35 protein-coding genes and 1 pseudogene are annotated in these 23,274 nt (G+C 39.5%); all 36 read left to right on the forward strand.

Going from position 1 to position 23,274, the window contains the following annotated elements; translation table 11 throughout:
* Positions 1–3 precede the first annotated feature (3 nt).
* The 36 genes and pseudogenes from fusA to IGL07_RS01135 all read left to right on the forward strand — a co-directional run bounded on the left by fusA (position 4) and on the right by IGL07_RS01135 (position 23,118).
* Positions 4–2,085, forward strand: coding sequence for an elongation factor G (fusA, locus tag IGL07_RS00960; protein WP_002356192.1), 2,082 nt, complete (start codon positions 4–6; stop codon positions 2,083–2,085).
* 150 nt (positions 2,086–2,235) lie between these two features.
* Positions 2,236–3,423: an elongation factor Tu gene (tuf, locus tag IGL07_RS00965; RefSeq protein WP_002356194.1), complete on the forward strand. Its 1,188-nt coding sequence runs from the start codon at positions 2,236–2,238 to the stop codon at positions 3,421–3,423.
* A 180-nt stretch (positions 3,424–3,603) separates the two neighbouring features.
* Positions 3,604–4,428: a bifunctional hydroxymethylpyrimidine kinase/phosphomethylpyrimidine kinase gene (gene thiD, locus IGL07_RS00970; RefSeq protein WP_002364530.1), complete on the forward strand. Its 825-nt coding sequence runs from the start codon at positions 3,604–3,606 to the stop codon at positions 4,426–4,428.
* Positions 4,429–4,699: 271 nt separating this feature from the next.
* Positions 4,700–5,862, forward strand: a pseudogene (locus tag IGL07_RS00975) (class I SAM-dependent methyltransferase).
* A 348-nt stretch (positions 5,863–6,210) separates the two neighbouring features.
* Positions 6,211–6,519: a 30S ribosomal protein S10 gene (rpsJ, locus tag IGL07_RS00980; protein ID WP_002389727.1), complete on the forward strand. Its 309-nt coding sequence runs from the start codon at positions 6,211–6,213 to the stop codon at positions 6,517–6,519.
* Between the two features lie 21 nt (positions 6,520–6,540).
* Complete coding sequence (gene rplC / locus IGL07_RS00985) at positions 6,541–7,170, forward strand: 50S ribosomal protein L3 (protein ID WP_002356199.1); 630 nt, start codon at positions 6,541–6,543, stop codon at positions 7,168–7,170.
* Between the two features lie 25 nt (positions 7,171–7,195).
* Positions 7,196–7,819: a 50S ribosomal protein L4 gene (gene rplD, locus IGL07_RS00990; protein WP_002356200.1), complete on the forward strand. Its 624-nt coding sequence runs from the start codon at positions 7,196–7,198 to the stop codon at positions 7,817–7,819.
* Positions 7,819–8,109, forward strand: coding sequence for a 50S ribosomal protein L23 (locus IGL07_RS00995; RefSeq protein ID WP_002356203.1), 291 nt, complete (start codon positions 7,819–7,821; stop codon positions 8,107–8,109). The genes rplD and IGL07_RS00995 overlap by 1 nt, the downstream gene beginning before the upstream one ends.
* A gap of 39 nt (positions 8,110–8,148) precedes the next feature.
* On the forward strand, positions 8,149–8,979 hold the full coding sequence (gene rplB / locus IGL07_RS01000) for a 50S ribosomal protein L2 (protein WP_002356204.1): 831 nt from the start codon (positions 8,149–8,151) through the stop codon (positions 8,977–8,979).
* A 42-nt stretch (positions 8,980–9,021) separates the two neighbouring features.
* Entirely contained in the window at positions 9,022–9,300 is a 279-nt protein-coding gene (gene rpsS, locus IGL07_RS01005) for a 30S ribosomal protein S19 (RefSeq protein ID WP_002356205.1), read from the forward strand.
* 21 nt (positions 9,301–9,321) lie between these two features.
* Positions 9,322–9,669: a 50S ribosomal protein L22 gene (rplV, locus tag IGL07_RS01010; protein ID WP_002356206.1), complete on the forward strand. Its 348-nt coding sequence runs from the start codon at positions 9,322–9,324 to the stop codon at positions 9,667–9,669.
* Between the two features lie 66 nt (positions 9,670–9,735).
* Complete coding sequence (rpsC, locus tag IGL07_RS01015; protein WP_002356207.1) at positions 9,736–10,392, forward strand: 30S ribosomal protein S3; 657 nt, start codon at positions 9,736–9,738, stop codon at positions 10,390–10,392.
* 2 nt (positions 10,393–10,394) lie between these two features.
* Positions 10,395–10,829, forward strand: a complete 435-nt coding sequence (gene rplP / locus IGL07_RS01020) for a 50S ribosomal protein L16 (protein ID WP_002356208.1) — start codon at positions 10,395–10,397, stop codon at positions 10,827–10,829.
* The gene (gene rpmC, locus IGL07_RS01025; RefSeq protein ID WP_002383858.1) at positions 10,819–11,007 is read left to right on the forward strand and encodes a 50S ribosomal protein L29; all 189 of its coding nucleotides are present in this window, start codon (positions 10,819–10,821) and stop codon (positions 11,005–11,007) included. Before rplP ends, rpmC begins: the two co-directional genes overlap by 11 nt.
* A gap of 23 nt (positions 11,008–11,030) precedes the next feature.
* Positions 11,031–11,297 (forward strand): 30S ribosomal protein S17, encoded by a 267-nt coding sequence (rpsQ, locus tag IGL07_RS01030; protein ID WP_002359348.1) that lies wholly within the window; start codon positions 11,031–11,033, stop codon positions 11,295–11,297.
* Positions 11,298–11,354: 57 nt separating this feature from the next.
* Positions 11,355–11,723, forward strand: coding sequence for a 50S ribosomal protein L14 (rplN, locus tag IGL07_RS01035; protein WP_002356211.1), 369 nt, complete (start codon positions 11,355–11,357; stop codon positions 11,721–11,723).
* A gap of 35 nt (positions 11,724–11,758) precedes the next feature.
* On the forward strand, positions 11,759–12,070 hold the full coding sequence (rplX, locus tag IGL07_RS01040) for a 50S ribosomal protein L24 (protein ID WP_002356212.1): 312 nt from the start codon (positions 11,759–11,761) through the stop codon (positions 12,068–12,070).
* A gap of 25 nt (positions 12,071–12,095) precedes the next feature.
* Positions 12,096–12,635 (forward strand): 50S ribosomal protein L5, encoded by a 540-nt coding sequence (gene rplE / locus IGL07_RS01045; RefSeq protein ID WP_002356213.1) that lies wholly within the window; start codon positions 12,096–12,098, stop codon positions 12,633–12,635.
* A gap of 18 nt (positions 12,636–12,653) precedes the next feature.
* Positions 12,654–12,839, forward strand: coding sequence for a type Z 30S ribosomal protein S14 (locus IGL07_RS01050; protein ID WP_002356214.1), 186 nt, complete (start codon positions 12,654–12,656; stop codon positions 12,837–12,839).
* A 35-nt stretch (positions 12,840–12,874) separates the two neighbouring features.
* Entirely contained in the window at positions 12,875–13,273 is a 399-nt protein-coding gene (gene rpsH, locus IGL07_RS01055) for a 30S ribosomal protein S8 (protein WP_002356215.1), read from the forward strand.
* Between the two features lie 31 nt (positions 13,274–13,304).
* The gene (gene rplF, locus IGL07_RS01060) at positions 13,305–13,841 is read left to right on the forward strand and encodes a 50S ribosomal protein L6 (protein WP_002356217.1); all 537 of its coding nucleotides are present in this window, start codon (positions 13,305–13,307) and stop codon (positions 13,839–13,841) included.
* Positions 13,842–14,001: 160 nt separating this feature from the next.
* Positions 14,002–14,358, forward strand: coding sequence for a 50S ribosomal protein L18 (gene rplR, locus IGL07_RS01065; RefSeq protein ID WP_002356218.1), 357 nt, complete (start codon positions 14,002–14,004; stop codon positions 14,356–14,358).
* 20 nt (positions 14,359–14,378) lie between these two features.
* A complete protein-coding gene (gene rpsE / locus IGL07_RS01070) occupies positions 14,379–14,879 on the forward strand; it encodes a 30S ribosomal protein S5 (protein WP_002356219.1) in 501 nt (166 codons plus the stop codon).
* A 14-nt stretch (positions 14,880–14,893) separates the two neighbouring features.
* Positions 14,894–15,073: a 50S ribosomal protein L30 gene (gene rpmD / locus IGL07_RS01075; protein WP_002356220.1), complete on the forward strand. Its 180-nt coding sequence runs from the start codon at positions 14,894–14,896 to the stop codon at positions 15,071–15,073.
* A 47-nt stretch (positions 15,074–15,120) separates the two neighbouring features.
* A complete protein-coding gene (rplO, locus tag IGL07_RS01080) occupies positions 15,121–15,561 on the forward strand; it encodes a 50S ribosomal protein L15 (RefSeq protein ID WP_002356221.1) in 441 nt (146 codons plus the stop codon).
* Positions 15,562–16,860 carry a preprotein translocase subunit SecY gene (gene secY / locus IGL07_RS01085; RefSeq protein ID WP_002359350.1) on the forward strand — a complete coding sequence of 433 codons (1,299 nt, stop codon included), beginning with the start codon at positions 15,562–15,564 and terminating at the stop codon, positions 16,858–16,860.
* Between the two features lie 86 nt (positions 16,861–16,946).
* Positions 16,947–17,597 carry an adenylate kinase gene (locus IGL07_RS01090; protein ID WP_002356223.1) on the forward strand — a complete coding sequence of 217 codons (651 nt, stop codon included), beginning with the start codon at positions 16,947–16,949 and terminating at the stop codon, positions 17,595–17,597.
* 210 nt (positions 17,598–17,807) lie between these two features.
* Entirely contained in the window at positions 17,808–18,026 is a 219-nt protein-coding gene (gene infA, locus IGL07_RS01095; RefSeq protein ID WP_002356224.1) for a translation initiation factor IF-1, read from the forward strand.
* Positions 18,027–18,058: 32 nt separating this feature from the next.
* Positions 18,059–18,175 (forward strand): 50S ribosomal protein L36, encoded by a 117-nt coding sequence (gene rpmJ / locus IGL07_RS01100; protein ID WP_002288710.1) that lies wholly within the window; start codon positions 18,059–18,061, stop codon positions 18,173–18,175.
* Between the two features lie 19 nt (positions 18,176–18,194).
* Positions 18,195–18,560, forward strand: coding sequence for a 30S ribosomal protein S13 (rpsM, locus tag IGL07_RS01105; protein WP_002356225.1), 366 nt, complete (start codon positions 18,195–18,197; stop codon positions 18,558–18,560).
* 27 nt (positions 18,561–18,587) lie between these two features.
* On the forward strand, positions 18,588–18,977 hold the full coding sequence (rpsK, locus tag IGL07_RS01110; RefSeq protein ID WP_002356226.1) for a 30S ribosomal protein S11: 390 nt from the start codon (positions 18,588–18,590) through the stop codon (positions 18,975–18,977).
* An 80-nt stretch (positions 18,978–19,057) separates the two neighbouring features.
* Entirely contained in the window at positions 19,058–19,996 is a 939-nt protein-coding gene (locus IGL07_RS01115; RefSeq protein WP_002356227.1) for a DNA-directed RNA polymerase subunit alpha, read from the forward strand.
* Between the two features lie 73 nt (positions 19,997–20,069).
* Positions 20,070–20,453 (forward strand): 50S ribosomal protein L17, encoded by a 384-nt coding sequence (gene rplQ, locus IGL07_RS01120; RefSeq protein ID WP_002356228.1) that lies wholly within the window; start codon positions 20,070–20,072, stop codon positions 20,451–20,453.
* A 45-nt stretch (positions 20,454–20,498) separates the two neighbouring features.
* On the forward strand, positions 20,499–20,711 hold the full coding sequence (locus IGL07_RS01125) for a hypothetical protein (protein WP_002411018.1): 213 nt from the start codon (positions 20,499–20,501) through the stop codon (positions 20,709–20,711).
* Between the two features lie 16 nt (positions 20,712–20,727).
* On the forward strand, positions 20,728–21,927 hold the full coding sequence (locus IGL07_RS01130) for a DUF819 family protein (protein WP_002356229.1): 1,200 nt from the start codon (positions 20,728–20,730) through the stop codon (positions 21,925–21,927).
* A 15-nt stretch (positions 21,928–21,942) separates the two neighbouring features.
* Positions 21,943–23,118 (forward strand): M20 family metallopeptidase, encoded by a 1,176-nt coding sequence (locus IGL07_RS01135; protein WP_010711907.1) that lies wholly within the window; start codon positions 21,943–21,945, stop codon positions 23,116–23,118.
* Positions 23,119–23,274 lie beyond the last annotated feature (156 nt).

Raw genomic sequence — 23,274 nt, forward strand, 5'->3', positions numbered from 1 at the left:
AAAATGGCAAGAGAATTTTCACTTGAAAAAACTCGTAACATTGGTATCATGGCCCACGTTGATGCTGGTAAAACAACAACAACTGAGCGTATCTTGTACTACACTGGTAAAATCCATAAAATCGGTGAAACCCATGAAGGTGCTTCACAAATGGACTGGATGGAACAAGAACAAGAACGTGGTATCACGATTACATCCGCTGCGACAACTGCACAGTGGAAAGGCTACCGTGTAAATATCATCGATACTCCAGGACACGTGGACTTCACAATTGAAGTACAACGTTCTCTACGCGTATTAGATGGTGCGGTAACAGTTCTTGACTCTCAATCAGGTGTAGAACCTCAAACAGAAACTGTTTGGCGTCAAGCGACTGAATATAAAGTTCCTCGTATTGTATTCTGTAACAAAATGGATAAAATCGGTGCGGACTTCTTCTATTCAGTAGAATCATTACATGATCGTTTACAAGCAAACGCTCATCCAATTCAAATTCCAATCGGAGCTGAAGAAGACTTCACTGGAATCATTGACTTGATTAAAATGAAAGCTGAAATCTACACAAATGATTTGGGAACAGATATTCAAGAAACTGATATTCCTGAAGATTATTTAGAAAAAGCGCAAGAATGGCGCGAAAAATTAGTTGAAGCTGTTGCTGAAACTGACGAAGACTTAATGATGAAATATCTTGAAGGTGAAGAAATCACTGAAGAAGAATTAGTCGCTGGTATCCGTCAAGCAACAATCAACGTTGAGTTCTTCCCTGTATTAGCTGGTTCAGCATTCAAGAATAAAGGGGTTCAATTAATGTTGGACGCTGTTCTTGATTACTTACCATCTCCATTAGATATCGATGCTATCAAAGGGATCGATACTAAAACAGACGAAGAAACAACTCGTCCAGCTGATGACGAAGCACCTTTCGCTTCATTAGCATTTAAAGTTATGACTGACCCATTCGTAGGTCGTTTAACTTTCTTCCGTGTTTATTCTGGTGTCCTTGAAAGTGGTTCATACGTATTGAACGCTTCAAAAGGCAAAAAAGAACGTATCGGTCGTATCCTACAAATGCACGCCAACACTCGTCAAGAAATTGATAAAGTGTACTCTGGTGATATCGCTGCTGCTGTTGGTCTAAAAGACACAACAACTGGTGATACATTATGTGCATTAGATGCACCAGTTATTCTTGAATCTATTGAATTCCCTGATCCAGTTATCCAAGTCGCTGTTGAACCTAAATCAAAAGCTGACCAAGATAAAATGGGCGTGGCTCTACAAAAACTTGCTGAAGAAGATCCATCATTCCGCGTTGAAACAAACGTTGAAACTGGTGAAACAGTTATCTCTGGTATGGGTGAATTGCACTTAGACGTTTTAGTAGACCGTATGAAACGTGAATTCAAAGTTGAAGCTAACGTAGGTGCTCCTCAAGTATCTTACCGCGAAACATTCCGTGCTGCGACTAAAGCAGAAGGTAAATTCGTTCGTCAGTCTGGTGGTAAAGGACAATACGGTCACGTATGGGTTGAATTTACACCAAATGAAGAAGGTAAAGGCTTCGAGTTTGAAAACGCAATTGTCGGTGGTGTGGTTCCTCGTGAATACATCCCAGCAGTTGAAAAAGGGTTAGAAGACTCTATGAACAACGGTGTTCTTGCTGGTTATCCATTAGTTGATATCAAAGCAAAACTTTACGATGGTTCATACCACGATGTCGATTCAAATGAAACGGCCTTCCGTGTAGCTGCTTCTATGGCATTGAAAGCTGCGGCTAAAAATGCAAACCCAGTTATTTTAGAACCAATGATGAAAGTTACAATTACTGTTCCTGAAGATTACTTAGGTGATATCATGGGACACGTAACAAGTCGTCGTGGACGTGTTGAAGGTATGGAAGCACACGGTAACTCTCAAATCGTTAATGCGATGGTACCTTTAGCTGAAATGTTTGGTTATGCTACAACATTACGTTCAGCAACACAAGGACGCGGTACATTTATGATGGTATTTGACCACTATGAAGACGTACCTAAGTCTGTTCAAGAAGAAATCATCAAGAAAAACGGCGGCAACGCATAATTTTCCTTGAGAATAAAAGGTTTGTTTTTAGAACTATCCTTTTTTCAAGATTTCGTGTAAAATAGCTTATGATGATCAGACGATTTTTAGTAACGTCTATCACATATAAAACAAACAATAAAATTTATATTTTTAGGAGGAACATTCAAAATGGCAAAAGAAAAATTTGACCGTTCTAAATCCCATGTTAACATTGGTACTATCGGACACGTTGACCATGGTAAAACTACATTAACAGCTGCAATTGCTACTGTATTATCAAAACACGGTGGCGGGGAAGCACAAAGCTACGATTCTATCGATAACGCTCCAGAAGAAAAAGAACGTGGAATCACAATCAACACTTCTCATATCGAATATGAAACTGAAACTCGTCACTATGCACACGTTGACTGCCCAGGACACGCGGACTACGTTAAAAACATGATCACTGGTGCTGCTCAAATGGACGGAGCTATCTTAGTAGTTTCTGCTGCTGATGGTCCTATGCCTCAAACACGTGAACATATCTTATTATCACGTAACGTTGGTGTACCATACATCGTTGTATTCTTAAACAAAATGGATATGGTTGATGACGAAGAATTATTAGAATTAGTAGAAATGGAAGTTCGTGACTTATTATCAGAATACGATTTCCCAGGCGATGATGTTCCAGTTATCGCAGGTTCTGCTTTGAAAGCTTTAGAAGGCGACGAGTCTTATGAAGAAAAAATCTTAGAATTAATGGCTGCAGTTGACGAATATATCCCAACTCCAGAACGTGATACTGACAAACCATTCATGATGCCAGTCGAAGACGTATTCTCAATCACTGGACGTGGTACTGTTGCTACAGGCCGTGTTGAACGTGGTGAAGTTCGCGTTGGTGACGAAGTTGAAATCGTTGGTATTAAAGACGAAACATCTAAAACAACTGTTACAGGTGTTGAAATGTTCCGTAAATTATTAGACTACGCTGAAGCAGGCGACAACATCGGTGCTTTATTACGTGGTGTAGCACGTGAAGATATCGAACGTGGACAAGTATTAGCTAAACCAGCTACAATCACTCCACACACAAAATTCAAAGCTGAAGTATACGTATTATCAAAAGAAGAAGGCGGACGTCACACTCCATTCTTCACTAACTACCGTCCTCAATTCTACTTCCGTACAACAGACGTTACTGGTGTTGTAGAATTGCCAGAAGGTACTGAAATGGTAATGCCTGGTGATAACGTTGCTATGGACGTTGAATTAATTCACCCAATCGCTATCGAAGACGGAACTCGTTTCTCTATTCGTGAAGGCGGACGTACTGTAGGTTCAGGCGTTGTTACTGAAATCGTTAAATAATTAACTTTTTAACTATAGTTTTAACCAGCGTAAAAAACTGGGGTATTCGGACGTAAGACCAGAGAATTTATTCTCTGGTCTTTTTTTGTTTAGAAATTGGCTGGCTAAAAAATAAGCCAATTGGCTGTTTTAGCAGACTTGTTTCTTCAGTATACTTGGAGAAAAAGGTTAGGTGATTTAATGGAAAAAGTATTGACGATTGCAGGCTCCGATTCAACTGGAGGGGCAGGGATTCAAGCAGATTTAAAAACATTTGAAGAGTATGGAGTTTTTGGATTTTCAAGTTTAACCTCAATTGTGACGATGGATCCTACGACAGGCTGGTCGCATGAAGTAACTGAATTGCCAGAAACGCTCTTAGAAAAACAATTGATTTCGGTTTTTGCAGGCGGTCCAGTAGCGGCTTTGAAAACAGGGATGATGGGTAATGAACAAAATATTAAAATGGCTAGTAAGTACATTAAACAAGAAAAAATTCAAAAAGTCGTGATTGACCCAGTCATTGCTTGTAAGGGAACGGCACAAATTCTGCAACCCAAAAGTGTGGAAGGCCTAAAAAACGATTTACTGCCATTAGCATTAGTTGCCACGCCTAATTTAATTGAAGCGGGCATCTTATCTGGTTTAGGCGAAATTTCTTCCGTGGCGGAGATGGAAGAAGCGGCAAAACGAATTGTACAAATGGGAGCCAAACATGTCGTGGTTAAAGGGGGACATCGCTTAGCTGGTGAAAAAGCACTGGACTTGTTTTACGATGGTCACACCGCGCATCTTTTGGAAAATGAATTATATCCTACTGATTATAATCATGGTGCAGGTTGTACTTTTTCAGCGGCGATCACAGCTGGCTTGGCGAAAGGTTATTCGGTGTTAGAAGCAGTAACTTTAGCGAAAAAATTTGTAGCAGCGGCGATTAAACACGGTATTCAAGTTAATCCTTATGTGGGGCACGTGTGGCATGGCGCATACACTCATGCGGAACAACGGATGCGTAAGAAAGCATAATATTTAGAACTAGAGGAGTCTGTCAAGGACTGGCTCTAGTTTTTTTGTGATAAAGAATAACAATAGTAGGTATTACGTTAAAAGAATGTTCAAATTTTTAAAAGAGGAGTAGAATAGAACTGTAATTGCAAAAAAAGAAGCGGAACATAGAAGGGGTGTTAACTTTTCTGTGCTTCAGTTTAGAACGGACTGTGGTGTTTGTTTTGACGAACTACCGGAAAGCGACTTCTTTTTGTTTTGGCTTCAAATGGTATTTAATGGAGGGAATGCAATGTTAGAAAAAGAAACGTACAGTCAACTGTTTAAATGGTCTTTTTCAAAAAAGACACAAGTCACATACTGGGATGGTACCGTCAAAGAGTATGGGCAAGGGTCGGGGGATCCGGTTTTTAAAATTGTATTCAATGAAAAAATTCCTGTGAAGGATTTACTGAATAACGCTTCGTTAACTTTAGGGGAAGCCTACATGGATCGCAAGATTGAAATCGAAGGCGATATCCAAGCGCTGATTTATGATGTGTATAACCAAAAGGATAGCTTTTTACACAATGCTAAATTTATTAAATGGCTTCCTAAAGAAAGTCATTCAAAAAAACGTTCGCAAGAGGATATTCACAGCCATTACGATCTAGGAAATGATTTTTACAAAAAATGGCTTGACCAAACAATGACGTATTCATGTGCTTATTTTAAAACGCCTGAAGATACATTAGAACAAGCGCAAGTGAATAAAGTTCATCATATTTTAGATAAATTGTTTATCAAAGAGGGCGACACTTTACTGGATATTGGCTGCGGCTGGGGCACGTTAATTTTAACTGCGGTGAAAGAATATGGAGCCAAAGCAACTGGGATTACATTAAGTGAAGAGCAATTTCATCATATTCGCCATATTATAGAAAAAGAAGGTCTACAAGATCGAATGACTGTCAAATTGATGGATTATCGTGATTTAAAAGGAGAGTCTTTTGACCATATTACGAGTGTCGGGATGTTTGAACATGTCGGTGCGGAAAATCTACATGAATATTTTGATGTCGTTCAGCGAAATTTAGCGCCTAAAGGTACGGCGTTGATTCATGGGATCAGTCGCCAACAAGGCGGGGCTAAAAATGCTTGGATTAATCGTTATATTTTTCCAGGTGGCTATATTCCTGGTGTCACTGAGCTAGTCGGCCATATGACAGAAAACGACTTGCAAGTGATTGACTTGGAAAGTTTGCGCAGAGATTATCAATTGACGTTGGAACATTGGACAAAAAACTTCCATAATATAGAAACAGAAATTGTTGACGAAAAAGGCGAGCGCTTCTATCGAATGTGGGACTTATATTTGCAAGCATGTGCAGCATCATTCCAAGCAATATTGATGTTATTCAATATTTATTGGTTCATCCAGATAACAATGATATTCCAATGCGCCGGATTGGTTAATAGAATAAAAAAGAAAGAATTTGAGATTCTGGTAAAAAAGGAATCCCAAATTCTTTTTTTATAAAAATAGAATGAAAAGAATTGAAAAACAAAACAAATGCTTTTCAAAATAAGAAAAAATTCTTTCAAAAAAACGCAGAAAATCCTTGCTAACACTATCCTTTCATAGTATAATCAAAAAGGTGCTGTTTACAGGAGTGTAAAAAGCATTGGTAGATCAACGATTTGATTTGCCGGCTGTGAAGCGAGAGGTTGCGACACGCTCGGACGCTTTGCCATGAACGAGCATGCCGGATAAATTTTCGTGGAGCTATGTCTACTTTTAAAATAGGCGAAGGAGGGAACAAGATGGCAAAACAAAAAATTCGTATCCGTTTAAAAGCGTATGAACACCGTATTTTAGATCAATCAGCGGATAAAATTGTGGAAACAGCAAAAAGAACTGGAGCTGACGTATCAGGTCCGATTCCATTACCAACAGAACGCTCACTTTACACAGTTATTCGTGCGACTCATAAATACAAAGATTCTCGCGAACAATTCGAAATGCGTACTCACAAACGTCTAATTGACATTGTGAACCCAACACCAAAAACAGTTGACGCTCTAATGAAGCTTGACTTACCGTCTGGTGTTAATATTGAAATCAAACTATAAAATTAAGATGGAGGTGTACTCATGACCAAAGGAATCTTAGGGAAAAAAGTGGGAATGACACAAATCTTTACTGAGTCTGGTGAATTAATTCCAGTAACAGTAGTTGAAGCTACGCCAAACGTAGTTTTACAAGTAAAAACTGTTGAAACTGACGGATACGAAGCTATCCAAGTTGGTTACCAAGACAAACGTGAAGTTTTATCAAACAAACCTGCGAAAGGTCATGTTGCAAAAGCAAACACGGCTCCTAAGCGCTTCATTAAAGAATTCAAGAATGTTGAGCTAGGAGAATATGAAGTAGGTAAAGAAATCAAAGTAGATGTTTTCCAAGCAGGAGACGTTGTTGATGTTACAGGTACTACGAAAGGTAAAGGATTCCAAGGGGCAATTAAACGTCACGGCCAAAGCCGCGGACCTATGTCTCATGGTTCTCGTTATCACCGTCGTCCTGGGTCAATGGGTCCAGTAGCGCCTAACCGTGTATTTAAAAATAAACGACTAGCCGGCCGTATGGGTGGCGACCGCGTAACAATTCAAAACCTTGAAGTTGTTAAAGTGGACGTAGAAAGAAATGTTATCTTAATCAAAGGAAACATTCCTGGAGCGAAAAAATCTTTAATCACAATCAAATCAGCTGTGAAAGCTAAATAAGTGTAGGGAAAGGAGGAACTAAGGAATGCCGAATGTAGCATTATTCAAACAAGATGGAACTCAAAACGGTGAAATCACTTTAAATGAAGAAATCTTCGGAATCGAACCTAATGAAAGTGTTGTCTATGATGCAATCATCATGCAACGTGCTTCATTAAGACAAGGAACACACGCAGTTAAAAACCGTAGCGCTGTTCGTGGCGGTGGCCGCAAACCATGGCGTCAAAAAGGAACTGGTCGTGCTCGTCAAGGTTCAATCCGTTCACCACAATGGCGTGGAGGTGGCGTAGTCTTTGGACCAACACCGCGTTCATACAGCTACAAACTTCCTAAAAAAGTTCGTCGCTTAGCAATGAAATCTGTATTATCAGACAAAGTTGCTGAAAATAACTTGGTAGCAGTAGAAGGTTTAAGCTTCGATGCACCAAAAACAAAAGAATTCAAACAAGTTCTTGCTAACTTGTCTATCGATACTAAAGTATTAGTTGTTTTAGAAAATGGTAACGACTTTGCAGCTTTATCAGCTCGTAACTTACCAAACGTTTCTGTAGTAACTTCTGATAACGTTAGTGTGTTAGATGTTGTGTCAGCTAACAAAGTCTTGGCAACACAAACAGCTCTTACTCAAATTGAGGAGGTGCTTGCATAATGGAATTACTAGACGTAATCAAACGCCCAGTGATCACTGAAAAATCCATGTTAGCTATGGACGAAAAGAAATATACTTTCGAAGTGGACACTCGCGCAAACAAAACTTTAGTAAAACAAGCTGTTGAATCAGCATTCGATGTTAAAGTAGCAAACGTAAACATCTTAAACGTGCGTCCAAAATTCAAACGCATGGGTAAATATGCAGGTTATACAAAAAAACGTCGCAAAGCGATCGTTACATTAACTGAAGATTCAAAAGAAATTCAATTATTCGAAGCTGCTGAATAAGCAGTCCTGAACAATATCAACGTAGGAGGGAAATAAGACGTGGCGATTAAAAAGTACAAACCTACCACAAATGGCCGTCGTAACATGACAAGTTCTGATTTCGCTGAAATCACAACTTCAACACCAGAAAAATCATTGTTACAGCCATTAAAAAACAATGCCGGTCGTAACAACAACGGTCGCATTACGGTTCGTCACCAAGGTGGCGGTCACAAACGTCAATACCGTGTGATTGACTTCAAACGTAATAAAGATAACGTCGCAGCGGTTGTTAAAACGATCGAGTACGATCCAAACCGTTCTGCTAACATCGCGTTAGTTCATTACGAAGACGGGGTTAAGGCATACATCTTAGCACCAAAAGGATTAGAAGTAGGCATGCGCCTAGTATCTGGTCCAGAAGCAGATATTAAAGTAGGTAACGCATTACCATTGGAAAACATTCCAGTTGGTACAGTTATCCACAACATTGAAATGAAACCTGGTAAAGGTGGACAATTAATCCGTTCAGCTGGAACAAGCGCGCAAGTACTTGGTAAAGAAGGCAAATACGTATTAATCCGCTTAAACTCTGGCGAAGTTCGTATGATCTTAGCAACTTGCCGTGCAACAATCGGTTCAGTTGGTAACGAACAACACGAATTAATCAACATTGGTAAAGCTGGCCGCTCTCGTTGGATGCGTAAACGCCCAACTGTTCGTGGTAGCGTAATGAACCCTAACGATCACCCACACGGTGGTGGTGAAGGTAAAACACCAATTGGACGTAAAGCGCCAGTATCTCCATGGGGTCAACCAGCAATTGGATACAAAACACGTAATAAAAAAGCTAAATCAGACAAACTTATCGTTCGTCGTCGTACTAAATAATTTTTTTGACCATGTGTCGTACATTTTGAGAGGAGGTTCACCATGGGTCGTAGTTTAAAAAAAGGACCTTTCGTCGATGATCATTTGATGAAAAAGGTCGAAGCACAACAAGGTGCCGAAAAGAAAAAAGTAATTAAAACTTGGTCTCGCCGCTCTACAATTTTTCCATCATTCGTAGGTTTCACAATCGCTGTATATGATGGACGGAAACATGTCCCTGTTTACATTCAAGAAGACATGGTAGGACATAAATTAGGTGAATTTGCACCAACTAGAACTTATCGTGGCCACGTTGCTGACGATAAAAAAACTAAACGCTAATTTTGAGGGGAGGATATGCAAATGTCAGAACAAATTACATCAGCTAAAGCAACTGCAAAAACAGTTCGCACTTCACCTCGTAAAGCACGTTTAGTAATCGATCTTATCAGAGGGAAAAGCGTTGCGGATGCAATTTCAATCTTGAAATTCACACCGAACAAGTCTGCTGGAATCATTGAAAAAGTTTTAATGTCAGCAGTTGCTAACGCAGAAAACAACTTTGACTTAGACGTTGAAAGCTTAGTTGTATCTGAAGCATTTGTTAACGAAGGACCAACAATGAAACGTTTCCGTCCTCGTGCAAAAGGTTCAGCTTCACCAATCAACAAACGTACTAGTCACATCACAGTAGTTGTAACAGAGAAATAAGTCTCATGAAATAGGCTGTTTTCTTTATGAAAACAGAGCTTAAACATTTAAGAGGAGGGACAATCAGTGGGTCAAAAAGTACATCCAATTGGAATGCGTGTAGGCATCATCCGCGACTGGGATGCGAAATGGTATGCTGAAAAAGAGTATGCTGAATTCTTACACGAAGATTTAAGAATCCGTAAATTTATCGCAACAAAACTTGCTGATGCTGCTGTATCTACAATTGAAATCGAACGCGCTGCAAACCGTGTTAACATTTCAATTCACACAGCTAAACCAGGTATGGTTATCGGTAAAGGCGGATCTGAAGTCGAAAACCTAAGAAAAGAATTAAACAAATTAACTGGCAAACGAGTTCACATCAACATCGTTGAAATCAAAAAACCAGATTTAGATGCAAAATTAGTAGGCGAAGGAATTGCACGTCAATTAGAAAACCGTGTTGCTTTCCGTCGTGCTCAAAAACAAGCCATCCAACGCGCAATGCGTGCTGGCGCTAAAGGAATCAAAACTCAAGTATCAGGTCGTCTAAACGGTGCGGATATCGCTCGTTCAGAAGGATACTCTGAAGGAACTGTACCACTTCACACATTACGTGCGGACATTGATTACGCATGGGAAGAAGCGGACACTACTTACGGAAAACTAGGAGTTAAAGTGTGGATCTATCGTGGAGAAATTCTTCCAACGAAAAAAAACACTGAGAAAGGAGGGAAATAATCATGTTAGTACCTAAACGTGTAAAACACCGTCGTGAATTCCGCGGAAAAATGCGCGGTGAAGCTAAAGGCGGAAAAGAAGTAGCATTTGGTGAATGGGGTTTACAAGCAACTGAATCTCACTGGATTACTAACCGTCAAATCGAAGCAGCCCGTATTGCAATGACTCGTTACATGAAACGTGGCGGGAAAGTATGGATTAAAATTTTCCCTCACAAGTCTTACACAAGTAAAGCTATCGGCGTACGTATGGGTAAAGGTAAAGGGGCACCAGAAGGCTGGGTATCACCAGTTAAACGTGGTAAAATCATGTTTGAAATCGCAGGCGTTCCTGAAGAAGTAGCTCGTGAAGCTCTTCGTCTTGCATCTCACAAATTGCCGGTAAAAACTAAGATCGTAAAACGTGAGGAAATGGGTGGTGAATCGAATGAAGGTTAAAGAAATCAGAGAATTAACCACTGCCGAAATGCTAGATAAAGAAAAACAATTAAAAGAAGAATTGTTCAACTTAAGATTCCAATTAGCAACAGGTCAATTAGAAAACACTGCACGTATTAAAGAAGTACGTCAATCGATTGCACGCATCAAAACAGTATTGCGTGAACAAGCTAACTAATAGTGGAAGGAGGCCAAACGCGTATGACTGAAGAAAGAAATCAACGTAAAGTTTACCAAGGTCGCGTGGTATCAGACAAAATGGATAAAACAATCACAGTTGTCGTTGAAACAAAGAAAAACCACCCTATCTATGGCAAACGTATGAAATATTCTAAAAAATATAAAGCGCATGATGAAAACAACACAGCGAAAGTTGGAGACATCGTAAAAATCATGGAAACTCGTCCATTATCAGCTACAAAACGTTTCCGTTTACTAGAGGTAGTCGAAGAAGCAGTTATTATCTAATAAAACGAGAATTTCCTAATAGATTGAAGCACAAAATCTGAAAGGGGGATACACATCGTGATCCAACAAGAAAGTCGTTTAAGAGTCGCTGACAATTCTGGCGCACGTGAAATTTTAACGATCAAAGTCCTAGGCGGATCTGGTCGTAAAACTGCTAACATCGGTGACGTTATTGTTGCTACTGTCAAACAAGCAACGCCAGGTGGGGTTGTTAAAAAAGGTGAAGTAGTTAAAGCCGTTATCGTTCGTACAAAATCTGGCGCTCGTCGTGCTGACGGTTCTTACATCAAATTTGATGAAAATGCTGCGGTAATTATCCGTGACGATAAAAGCCCACGCGGAACACGTATCTTCGGACCAGTTGCACGTGAATTACGTGAAAACAACTTCATGAAGATCGTTTCTCTAGCACCAGAAGTATTATAATCTCGAGCCCACGTTAAAGGAGGTGCGAAACAGTAATGTTTGTTAAAAAAGGCGATAAAGTAAAAGTTATCACTGGTAAAGATAAAAACAAAGAAGGCGTTGTCTTAGCAGCGTTTCCTAAACAAGATAAAGTTATCGTTGAAGGTGTCAACGTCGTTAAAAAACACCAAAAACCAAACCAAGCAGCCCCACAAGGTGGAATCCTTGAAGTGGAAGCGCCAATTCATGTTTCTAATGTAATGGTGATTGATCCTTCAAACGGAGAAGCTACTAAAGTTGCGTTTAAAGAAGTCGACGGCAAAAAAGTCCGCGTTTCTAAAAAAACAGGTGAAGTTTTAGATAAATAAAAATTGCGGAAGGAGGGCTTACTGAATGAACCGCCTGAAAGAAAAATATATTAAAGAAGTAACACCATCATTGGTGGAAAAATTTAATTACAGCTCAGTTATGCAAACACCTAAAGTTGATAAAATCGTTATCAACATGGGTGTGGGTGATGCAGTATCAAATGCTAAAAACTTAGACAAAGCTGTTGAAGAATTAGCATTAATCACTGGTCAAAAACCACTTATCACAAAAGCTAAAAAATCTATCGCTGGATTCCGTTTACGTGAAGGAATGCCAATCGGTGCGAAAGTAACGCTACGCGGCGAAAGAATGTACGAATTTTTAGATAAATTAGTAACAGTTTCTTTACCTCGTGTACGTGACTTCCACGGTGTCAGCAAAAAAGCTTTCGATGGTCGTGGTAACTATACTTTAGGTATTAAAGAACAATTAATCTTCCCAGAAGTTGATTATGATTTAGTAGATAAAGTACGCGGTATGGACATCGTAATTGTTACAACAGCGAACACTGACGAAGAGTCTCGCGAATTGTTGGCACAATTAGGTATGCCATTCCAAAAATAATATAAGGAGGCGAACTACGTGGCTAAAAAATCAATGATTGCTAAAAACAAACGTCCTGCTAAACATTCAACACAAGCTTATACTCGTTGTGAACGTTGTGGACGTCCACATTCAGTTTATCGTAAATTTCATCTTTGCCGTATTTGCTTCCGCGAACTTGCCTATAAAGGTCAAATTCCCGGCGTGAAGAAAGCTAGCTGGTAAACAAGTAAACTCGCATAAAGGAGGTAAATAGTTCAATGGTCATGACAGATCCAATTGCAGATTTTCTAACTCGCATTCGTAATGCGAACATGGTTAAACATGAAACTTTAGAAGTACCTGCTTCAAAAATCAAACGTGATATCGCAGAAATCCTGAAACGTGAAGGATTTATCCGCGACGTAGAATACATCGAAGATGACAAACAAGGCGTAATCCGTGTTTTCCTAAAATATGGTAAAAACGAAGAACGTGTTATCACAAACTTAAAACGTATTTCTAAACCAGGTTTACGTGCATACGTAAAAGCTGACGAAGTACCAAAAGTATTAAACGGTCTAGGAATTGCAATCATCTCTACATCAGAGGGTGTAATTACTGACAAAGAAGCTAGAGCGAAAAATATCGGCGGCGAAGTAATCGCCTACGTATGGTAATTCTAAAAAATACACAAGGAGGTGTCTCTAAGTGAGCCGTATTGGTAATAAAGTTGTTGTTCTTCCTGCTGGTGTTGAAATCAAGCAAGACGGAAACAACATTACAGTTAAAGGACCTAAAGGTGAATTAACACGCGAATTTTCTTCTGATATCAAAATGAACATCGAAGGAAACGAAGTGACATTCACTCGTCCAAACGATTCAAAAGAAATGAAAACAATCCACGGAACAACTCGTGCAAACTTCAACAACATGGTTGTTGGTGTTTCTGAAGGTTTCCAAAAAGCACTTGAACTTATCGGGGTCGGATACCGTGCCCAAGTACAAGGCAACAAATTAACTTTAAACGTTGGTTATTCTCATCCTGTCGAAATGACAGCACCAGAAGGCGTAACATTTGAAGTACCTGCGAACACACAAGTTATCGTTAAAGGCATCAACAAAGAAGTTGTTGGTGAATTAGCTGCTAACATCCGTGGCGTTCGTCCTCCAGAACCTTATAAAGGCAAAGGGATTCGCTATGTTGGTGAATTTGTACGCCGTAAAGAAGGTAAAACTGGTAAATAATAACAGCTGTGTAGAAAACAGAAGTCAACAACAAGCAACTGTCATTTTATGGGATTTTTCCAATAAAATGCTTTTGTCTTGTCTGCCAGCTTCTCTTTTCCGTAATCTGCTGACTGCTTGAAATATTAGTAGTAAACATTAAATCAAAGAGGTGAAAATTGTGATTACAAAACCAGATAAAAACAAAACACGTCAAAAGAGACATCGTCGTGTACGTAACAAAATCTCTGGTACTGCTGAGTGCCCACGCTTGAACATTTTCCGTTCTAACAAAAACATCTACGCGCAAGTCATTGATGACGTAGCGGGTGTGACGCTAGCAAGTGCCTCTGCCTTGGATAAAGAAATTTCAGGTGGAACAAAAACAGAAACAGCTGCAGCTGTTGGTAAACTAGTTGCTGAACGTGCCGCTGAAAAAGGCATCAAAAAAGTAGTCTTCGACCGTGGTGGATACCTTTACCATGGCCGCGTGCAAGCTTTAGCTGAAGCTGCTCGTGAAAATGGACTAGAATTTTAGGAGAAGGAGGAACACCATTCATGGTTTATATTGATCCAAAACATTTGGAATTAGAAGACCGCGTTGTAGCGATCAACCGTGTAACAAAAGTTGTTAAAGGTGGACGTCGTTTACGTTTCGCAGCTTTAGTTGTTGTCGGTGACAAAAACGGACACGTTGGTTTCGGTACTGGTAAAGCACAAGAAGTACCTGAAGCTATCCGTAAAGCAATCGAAGACGCGAAGAAAAACTTAGTTGAAGTGCCTATGGTTGGTTCTACTATCCCGCACGAAGTAATTGGCGTATTCGGTGGCGGCCGTATCCTTATGAAACCTGCAGTAGAAGGTTCTGGGGTAGCTGCTGGTGGACCAGTTCGTGCCGTATTGGAATTAGCTGGTGTAGCAGATATTACATCTAAATCACTAGGTTCAAACACACCTATTAACGTTGTTCGCGCAACTGTTGAAGGTCTAAAACAATTAAAACGTGCCGAAGAAGTGGCAGCACTTCGCGGTAAATCTGTAGAAGAAATTATCGGTTAAGGAGGACAAAAATAATGGCTGAATTAAAAATTACTTTAAAACGCAGTGTTATCGGACGTCCTCAAAACCAACGTGCTACAGTTAAAGCGTTAGGTTTAGGTAAAGTGAATAGTACTGTTACAAAACCTGCCAATGAAGCAATCAAAGGTATGGTTAACACTATTTCACATTTAGTGGACGTAGAAGAAGTTTAAGATTTATAGATTTGTAATAGAAGATTGCTTAAGGAGGTGCCAAACCTATGAAACTTCATGAATTAAAACCTGCTGAGGGCTCACGCCAAGTACGTAACCGTGTTGGACGTGGTACTTCATCTGGTAATGGTAAAACAGCTGGCCGTGGACAAAAAGGGCAAAAAGCCCGTTCAGGCGGTGGTGTTCGTTTAGGATTTGAAGGGGGTCAAACTCCATTATTCCGTCGTTTACCAAAACGTGGGTTTACAAACATTAATCGTAAAGATTACGCTGTTGTAAACTTAGATACTTTAAACCGTTTTGAAGATGGAACAGAAGTAACTCCTGTTGTCCTAAAAGAAGCAGGAATCGTTAAAAACGAAAAAGCGGGAATCAAAGTTCTTGCAGATGGTGAGTTAACGAAAAAATTAACTGTGAAAGCAGCTAAATTCTCGAAATCAGCACAAGAAGCTATCGAAGCTGCTGGTGGTTCAATCGAGGTGATCTAATTGTTCAAGCTATTAAAGAACGCCTTTAAAGTCAAAGACATTAGATCAAAAATCTTATTTACAGTTTTAATCTTGTTTGTATTTCGCCTAGGTGCGCACATTACTGTGCCCGGGGTGAATGCAAAGGGATTGTCTGATTTAAGTAGCTTACCCTTTTTGAATATGTTGAATATGGTGAGTGGTAGTGCCATGCAAAACTTCTCTATCTTCTCGATGGGGGTTTCGCCATACATTACAGCCTCTATTATTATTCAACTATTGCAAATGGATATTGTACCTAGATTTGTAGAATGGTCAAAACAAGGGGAAGTTGGGCGTAAGAAATTAAATCAAGCTACAAGATATCTAACGATTGTCTTGGGTGTGGCTCAGTCAATGGGGATCACTGCTGGTTTTAATAGCTTAAGTCAAACTGGGATTGTCAACAATCCAACCTTAGGTACCTTTGTGATGATTGCAGTTATTTTAACTGCTGGGACGATGTTTGTGACTTGGATGGGTGAACAAATTACAGAAAAAGGAATCGGAAATGGTGTTTCAATGATTATCTTTGCCGGGATTATTTCTCGTTTGCCAGGAGCAGTCAAAGAAATCTATGAAGATTACTTCGTCAATATCGAGTCTTCTCGCATTTGGCAATCTGTTATTTTCATTGCAATCTTAGTTATTGCTATTTTGGTGATTGTTACAGTCGTAACGTTCTTCCAACAAGCAGAACGTAAGATTCCAATCCAATATACAAAACGTGTTTCTGGTGCACCAACAAGTAGTTATTTACCGTTAAAAGTAAACGCTGCTGGGGTTATTCCAGTTATCTTTGCCAGCTCGTTAATTGCAACACCAAATGCCATTTTACAAGCTTTCTCATCAAAATTCGCTGGTGAAAATTGGTATGACATTATGACAAAAATCTTCAGTTATAACACAGTTCCAGGGGCAATCATCTATACTGTCCTAATCGTTGCGTTTACGTTCTTCTATGCATTTGTTCAAGTAAACCCTGAGAAATTAGCGGAAAACTTACAAAAACAAGGAAGCTACATTCCAAGCGTGCGACCAGGTAAAGGTACAGAAGAATATGTATCTGGCGTGTTAATGAGATTAAGTGTTGTCGGCTCAATTTTCCTAGGACTTGTTGCTTTACTTCCAATCATTGCGCAAATGGTTTGGAACTTACCTCAATCAATCGGTTTAGGTGGAACAAGTTTACTAATCGTTATCGGGGTTGCATTAGAAACAACGAAACAATTAGAAGGATTAATGATGAAACGTCAATATGTCGGCTTTATCAATAAGTAAGAATCGAGTGTTGAGGTTTTACCTCAGCACCATTCTCACATATGGCTAGCTTCATAAGCCGGTCTTTAAAATTAGGAGGAGAATATATGAACCTCATTTTAATGGGATTACCTGGAGCAGGTAAAGGCACCCAAGCAGAAAAAATCATTGATACGTATGGCATTCCACATATTTCTACTGGAGATATGTTCCGTGCAGCAATGAAAAATGAAACTGCCTTGGGCCTAGAAGCGAAATCTTATATCGATAAAGGTGAACTGGTTCCTGACGAAGTAACAAACGGAATTGTTAAAGAACGCCTTGCTGAACCAGATACAGACAAAGGATTCCTATTAGATGGTTTCCCACGTACACTGGATCAAGCAAAAGCATTAGATACAATGCTTAAAGAATTAAACAAAAAAATTGATGCTGTCATTGACATCCATGTAGAAGAAGATGTATTAATCGAGCGTTTAGCTGGACGATTCATCTGTCGCACATGTGGCGCAACGTATCATAAATTATTCAACCCGCCAAAAGTTGAAGGCACTTGTGATCGCTGTGGCGGACATGAATTCTACCAAAGAGAAGATGATAAGCCCGAAACGGTTAAAAATCGTTTGGCAGTCAACATTGAAAGTAGCGCACCAATCTTAGCTTTCTATAAAGAACAAGGCTTGATGCATACAATCGATGGCAATCGCGAAATCGATACTGTTTTTTCTGATGTGAAAAAAATCATTGACGAAAACTAATTTCCAATTGCCCGCAGTTTAACCCTGTTGTTGTATTCAGTTTCTCTTGCCAAAACATAACTAAATATGGTAGAATATATCAGTCCGACTTCTACAGTTTTGTGACATCAAAATGAATAACGAAGTTAGTTGAGAATTTCTAGGTGGGAGCTGGAGTTTCCGCCGTTTTATCGTGTGAAAACGCGAAACAAGTACAAGGAGGTACTGTGCGTGGCAAAAGAAGATATGATTGAAGTCGAAGGTACAGTCGTCGAAACTTTGCCGAATGCAATGTTTAAAGTCGAACTAGAAAATGGACACCAAGTTCTTGCTACTGTTTCAGGTAAAATCCGTATGCACTACATCCGTATCTTACCTGGTGACAAAGTAACAGTTGAATTATCACCGTATGATTTAACGCGTGGCCGTATTACTTATCGCTTTAAATAATTGTACTCCGTAAAACCACAGGAGGTATTATCATGAAAGTAAGACCATCAGTAAAACCAATGTGTGAACATTGTAAAGTAATTCGCCGTAAAGGACGTGTTATGGTTATTTGCCCAGCAAATCCAAAACATAAACAACGTCAAGGATAATTAGGAGGTGTAACGAATAATGGCTCGTATTGCAGGAGTAGACATCCCTCGTGACAAACGTGTAGTAGTTTCTCTTACTTACATTTATGGTATTGGTAACACTACAGCTAAAAAAGTTTTAGCAAACGTTGGCGTATCTGAAGATGTTCGTGTACGTGATTTAACAAACGAACAAACAGATGCGATTCGTGCGGAAATTGATAAGTTAAAAGTTGAAGGGGATCTTCGTCGTGAAGTGAACTTAAACATCAAACGCTTGATGGAAATCGGTTCATACCGTGGAATCCGTCACCGTCGTGGATTACCAACTCGTGGACAAAACACGAAAAATAATGCACGTACTCGTAAAGGCCCTACTAAAACAGTAGCAGGCAAGAAAAAATAATTCCTAAGTGAAGGAGGTTAGAACTTCATGGCAGCAAAAAAAGTTAGTCGTAAACGCCGTGTCAAAAAGAATATAGAATCAGGTGTAGCACATATCCATTCTACATTCAACAATACAATCGTAATGATTACTGATACACATGGTAATGCATTAGCATGGTCATCAGCAGGATCATTAGGCTTTAAAGGAAGCAAAAAATCAACTCCTTTTGCCGCTCAAATGGCTGCAGAAGCCGCAACTAAAGTGGCAATGGAACATGGACTTAAAACTGTAGACGTAACAGTTAAAGGACCTGGTTCTGGACGTGAAGCAGCAATTCGTTCATTACAAGCAACAGGTTTAGAAGTGACTGCAATTCGTGACGTGACTCCAGTTCCTCATAATGGATGCCGCCCTCCAAAACGCCGTCGTGTTTAATGAGCGCCACTCATTCTGAGTTTGAATTAGGAACGTCATTGAACAAGACACTTTTCGTTTTGAAAGGGGTATAGATAAGAATGATTGAATTTGAAAAACCAAGAATCGAAAAAATTGATGAAAATAGAGATTATGGTAAGTTCGTCGTTGAACCATTAGAACGCGGTTACGGAACTACTTTAGGTAACTCTCTACGTCGTATTTTATTGTCTTCTTTACCAGGAGCTGCAATTACGAATATTCAAATCGATGGTGTTTTACACGAATTCTCAACCATTCCAGGTGTACGAGAAGACGTAACACAAATTATTTTGAATATTAAAGGCTTAGCATTGAAATTATATGCTGAAGAAGAGAAAACCCTTGAGATCGATATTACAGGACCCGCTACCGTGACTGCCGGCGATATTATCGTGGACAGTGATGTTGAGATCCTAAATAAAGATTTAGTTATCTGTAGTGTTGCTGAAGGAGCTACTTTCCATGCTCGCTTAACAGTGAAACCTGGTCGTGGCTATGTTCAAGCAGACGAAAACAAAAAAGAAGATATGCCAATCGGTGTACTTCCAGTTGATTCCATCTACACACCCGTTCGTCGTGTTAACTACCAAGTAGAAAATACACGTGTTGGTCGTCGTGATGATTTCGACAAATTAACAATGGAAATATGGACAGATGGTTCAATCATTCCTCAAGAAGCACTAAGTTTAGCTGCGAAAATCATGACTGAGCATTTAGATATCTTTGTAAACCTTACTGACGAAGCGAAAAACGCTGAAATCATGGTGGAAAAAGAAGAAACTCAAAAAGAGAAAATGCTAGAAATGACGATTGAAGAACTTGATTTATCAGTTCGTTCATATAACTGTTTAAAACGTGCAGGCATTAATACTGTACAAGAACTTACAAACAAATCTGAACCAGAAATGATCAAAGTACGTAATTTAGGTCGTAAATCTCTTGAAGAAGTAAAACTCAAATTGCATGATCTAGGATTAGGATTACGTAAGGACGATTAAGACTTTTACGAAGTTTCCAGTCCTGCTTAACAGCAGTGGCTCGTGAGAACAGAAACGAAGGAGGGAACCCAACGTGAGTTACCGTAAATTAGGACGCACATCAAGCCAACGTAAAGCTATGCTACGTGATATTACAACTGATTTAATCATCAACGAACGCATCGTAACTACTGAAGCTCGTGCGAAAGAAGTACGTTCAACTGTAGAAAAAATGATTACTTTAGGTAAACGTGGAGATCTTCATGCACGTCGTCAAGCAGCTACTTTCGTTCGTAATGAAGTTGCTAGTGTTCGTGAAGAAGATGAGTCTATCGTTGTTGAATCAGCTTTACAAAAGCTATTTAACGATTTAGGACCTCGTTTCGCGGAACGCCAAGGTGGTTACACTCGTATCTTGAAGACAGAACCAAGACGCGGCGATGCAGCACCAATGGTAGTTATCGAATTTGTTAAATAATTAATAAACCGATCACTTTATAGATGTTTCTTTTAGAGTGTTATGATGTTGGAGGCGACTCCGAGTCTAGCTCTGCTTTCCCTGCTAAAGATGGCTTTAGCAGGGGAGCACTCATCATATAAAGGTGATTTTTTTTTGCTTTGGGAAAACGCTGTTTTCTCAAAGCTTTTTTGTTTCTTAAAAGCATTGCAGAAGCTTTTCCGGTTTGTTATACTGGTTATTAATTGGAATTTTCAGATAATTAAGCATCTGAGTTAGTAGAAGGGGGAATTATATGTCGCAAATGTTTGCTTTTTCGTTGCTGATGGTTATTTTATACATTGGTGATGTAGTTTCTATCAAAACAAAAGCTTGGATTCCATCTGTTTTTGTTTGTGGTGTTTTATTTATTCTTGGTTATTGGACTATTTTTCCACAAAATATTGTGGAAGTGGCAGGGATTCCTACAGTGGTTGCCACTTTATTAATGTATCTGTTGATTACTAATATGGGCACTCTGCTCTCTGTTAAAGAATTGGTTAATCAATGGAAAACGATTGTGATTGCTTTGTCAGGTATTCTGGGCATTATTGCCTTGTTATTAGCTGTAGGGACTTTTGTTTTTGACTTAAAAACAGTTTTAGTTGCAATCCCGCCGTTAGTAGGAGGTTTAGTTTCTTCATTAGTAATGTCAGAAGCGGCTCAATCAGCTGGTTTAGCCTCACTTTCAGTTTTGGCAATTTTAATTTATGTCATTCAAGGGTTTGCTGGTTATCCCTTAACTTCAATTGTTCTAAAAAAAGAAGGAAAGCGGAAGCTTCAAGAATATCGAGCAGGGACATGGCAGCCAGTTCATGAACAAGAGGGGCAAGAAACAGGAGCAGAACCAGATGTGCCTAAACTATTTGAAAAAGTACCCAAACGATATCATACAGATTATTCACGAATTTTACGTTTAGCCTTAGTTGCCACACTCGCTTATTATGTTTCTGTGTGGACGGCACCGTTTGTGACGATTAGTCCTTTTGTGCTGTGTTTATGTTTTGGCGTGATTGCAACGTCTTTAGGCTTTTTAGAAAAGCAACCATTGCAGAAAGCAAATAGCTTTGGTTTTGCGATTTTAGGGTTAATGCTTTTTGTCTTTGATGGCTTAAAACAAGCCACACCTGAAATGTTAATGGATTTATTTTTACCAATGATTGGGATTATTGTGATTGGCGTTATCGGGATGTACATCTTTTCAGCAATTGTTGGTCGTGTATTAGGTGTGAGTAAAGAGATGGCATTCGCTGTTTCGTTGACAGCTTTATATGGCTTTCCAGCCGATTATATTATTACGAATGAAGTGATTCAATCATTGACAGAAGATGAACAAGAACAGGCGGCTTTAACTAGCCATTTAATGCCACCGATGTTAGTGGCAGGTTTCGTAACAGTCACTATTGTTTCGGTTATTTTAGCGGGTATTTTTTCAAGTATTTTATTAAGTTTGTAGAAACGGGGCGTAAGTATGAAAAAAATCAAAGCACTAGTCAAGCAGCATGCACAAGAAATGATTGCTTTTCGACGGGATTTACACCAACATCCAGAATTACAATTTGAAGAATTTCGAACGACAGAAAAAGTCGCGGAAGTTCTTGATCAATTAGGAATTACTTATCGCAAAACAGAACCGACGGGTTTAATTGCTGAAATTGTGGGCGGCAAACCAGGCCGAGTGGTTGCGCTGCGGGCGGATATGGATGCCTTACCTGTACAGGAATTAAATGAAGATTTAGCTTATAAATCTTTAGAAGCTGGCAAGATGCATGCATGTGGGCATGATTCCCATACCGCGATGTTAGTAACAGCGGCTAAAGTATTAAAAGAAATCCAAGAAGAACTTCAGGGAACGGTAAGGTTAATTTTTCAACCATCTGAAGAAAATGCGCAAGGTGCTAAAGCAATGGTTGCGCAAGGCGCAATGACCGGTGTCGATGATGTATTTGGCTTACATATCTGGTCACAAATGCCTGTAGGAACCGCTTCGTGTCGAGTGGGCTCAAGTTTCGCCTCCGCAGATATTTTTTCTGTTGATTTTACAGGCCGTGGTGGCCATGGTGCCATGCCAAACGCTTGTATTGATGCGGCAGTTATAGCTTCTTCTTTCGTGATGAATCTGCAAACGATTGTTTCTCGGGAGACAGATCCTTTAGATCCAGTAGTTGTCACGATTGGACGGATGGATGTGGGGACCCGTTTTAATGTGATTGCTGAGAATGCACGTTTAGAAGGAACGGTTCGTTGCTTTAGTGTAGCAACGCGTAATCGAGTAGAACAGGCGCTGCAACGCTATGCGGAACAAACAGCCGCTATTTACGGTGGGACGGCTTCGTTAGATTATCAATATGGAACGTTGCCAGTGATTAATGATGAGCAGGATGCCTTGTTTGCCCAAACACTAATTAAGGAAAATTTTGGTGAAGCGGCCTTAAGACAAGAAGAGCCGACAACCGGTGGTGAAGACTTCAGTTATTATACTGAACATGCTTCTGGTTGTTTTGCCTTAGTGGGAAGCGGTAATCCAGAGAAAGATACAGAATGGGCACATCACCATGGTCGTTTTAATATTGATGAAGATGCGATGGCAATGGGTGCTGAGTTATATGCCCAATATGCATTTGAATATTTGAAGACACATTTTTAAAAGAAAATCAGTAACTTCTTGTTTTATGAGAACAAGAAGTTATTTTTATGAAAAATAGACCTGTCAAGACAGATAAGAGCTCCCATAATGACCGTTCTTTTGGTATAATAAAAAATAGTGTGAAGAATCAGAACAGATGATTGAAAAAACGCTACT

It is taken from the genome of Enterococcus sp. DIV1368f (genome assembly GCF_051712245.1).
GTDB lineage: Bacteria > Bacillota > Bacilli > Lactobacillales > Enterococcaceae > Enterococcus > Enterococcus faecalis.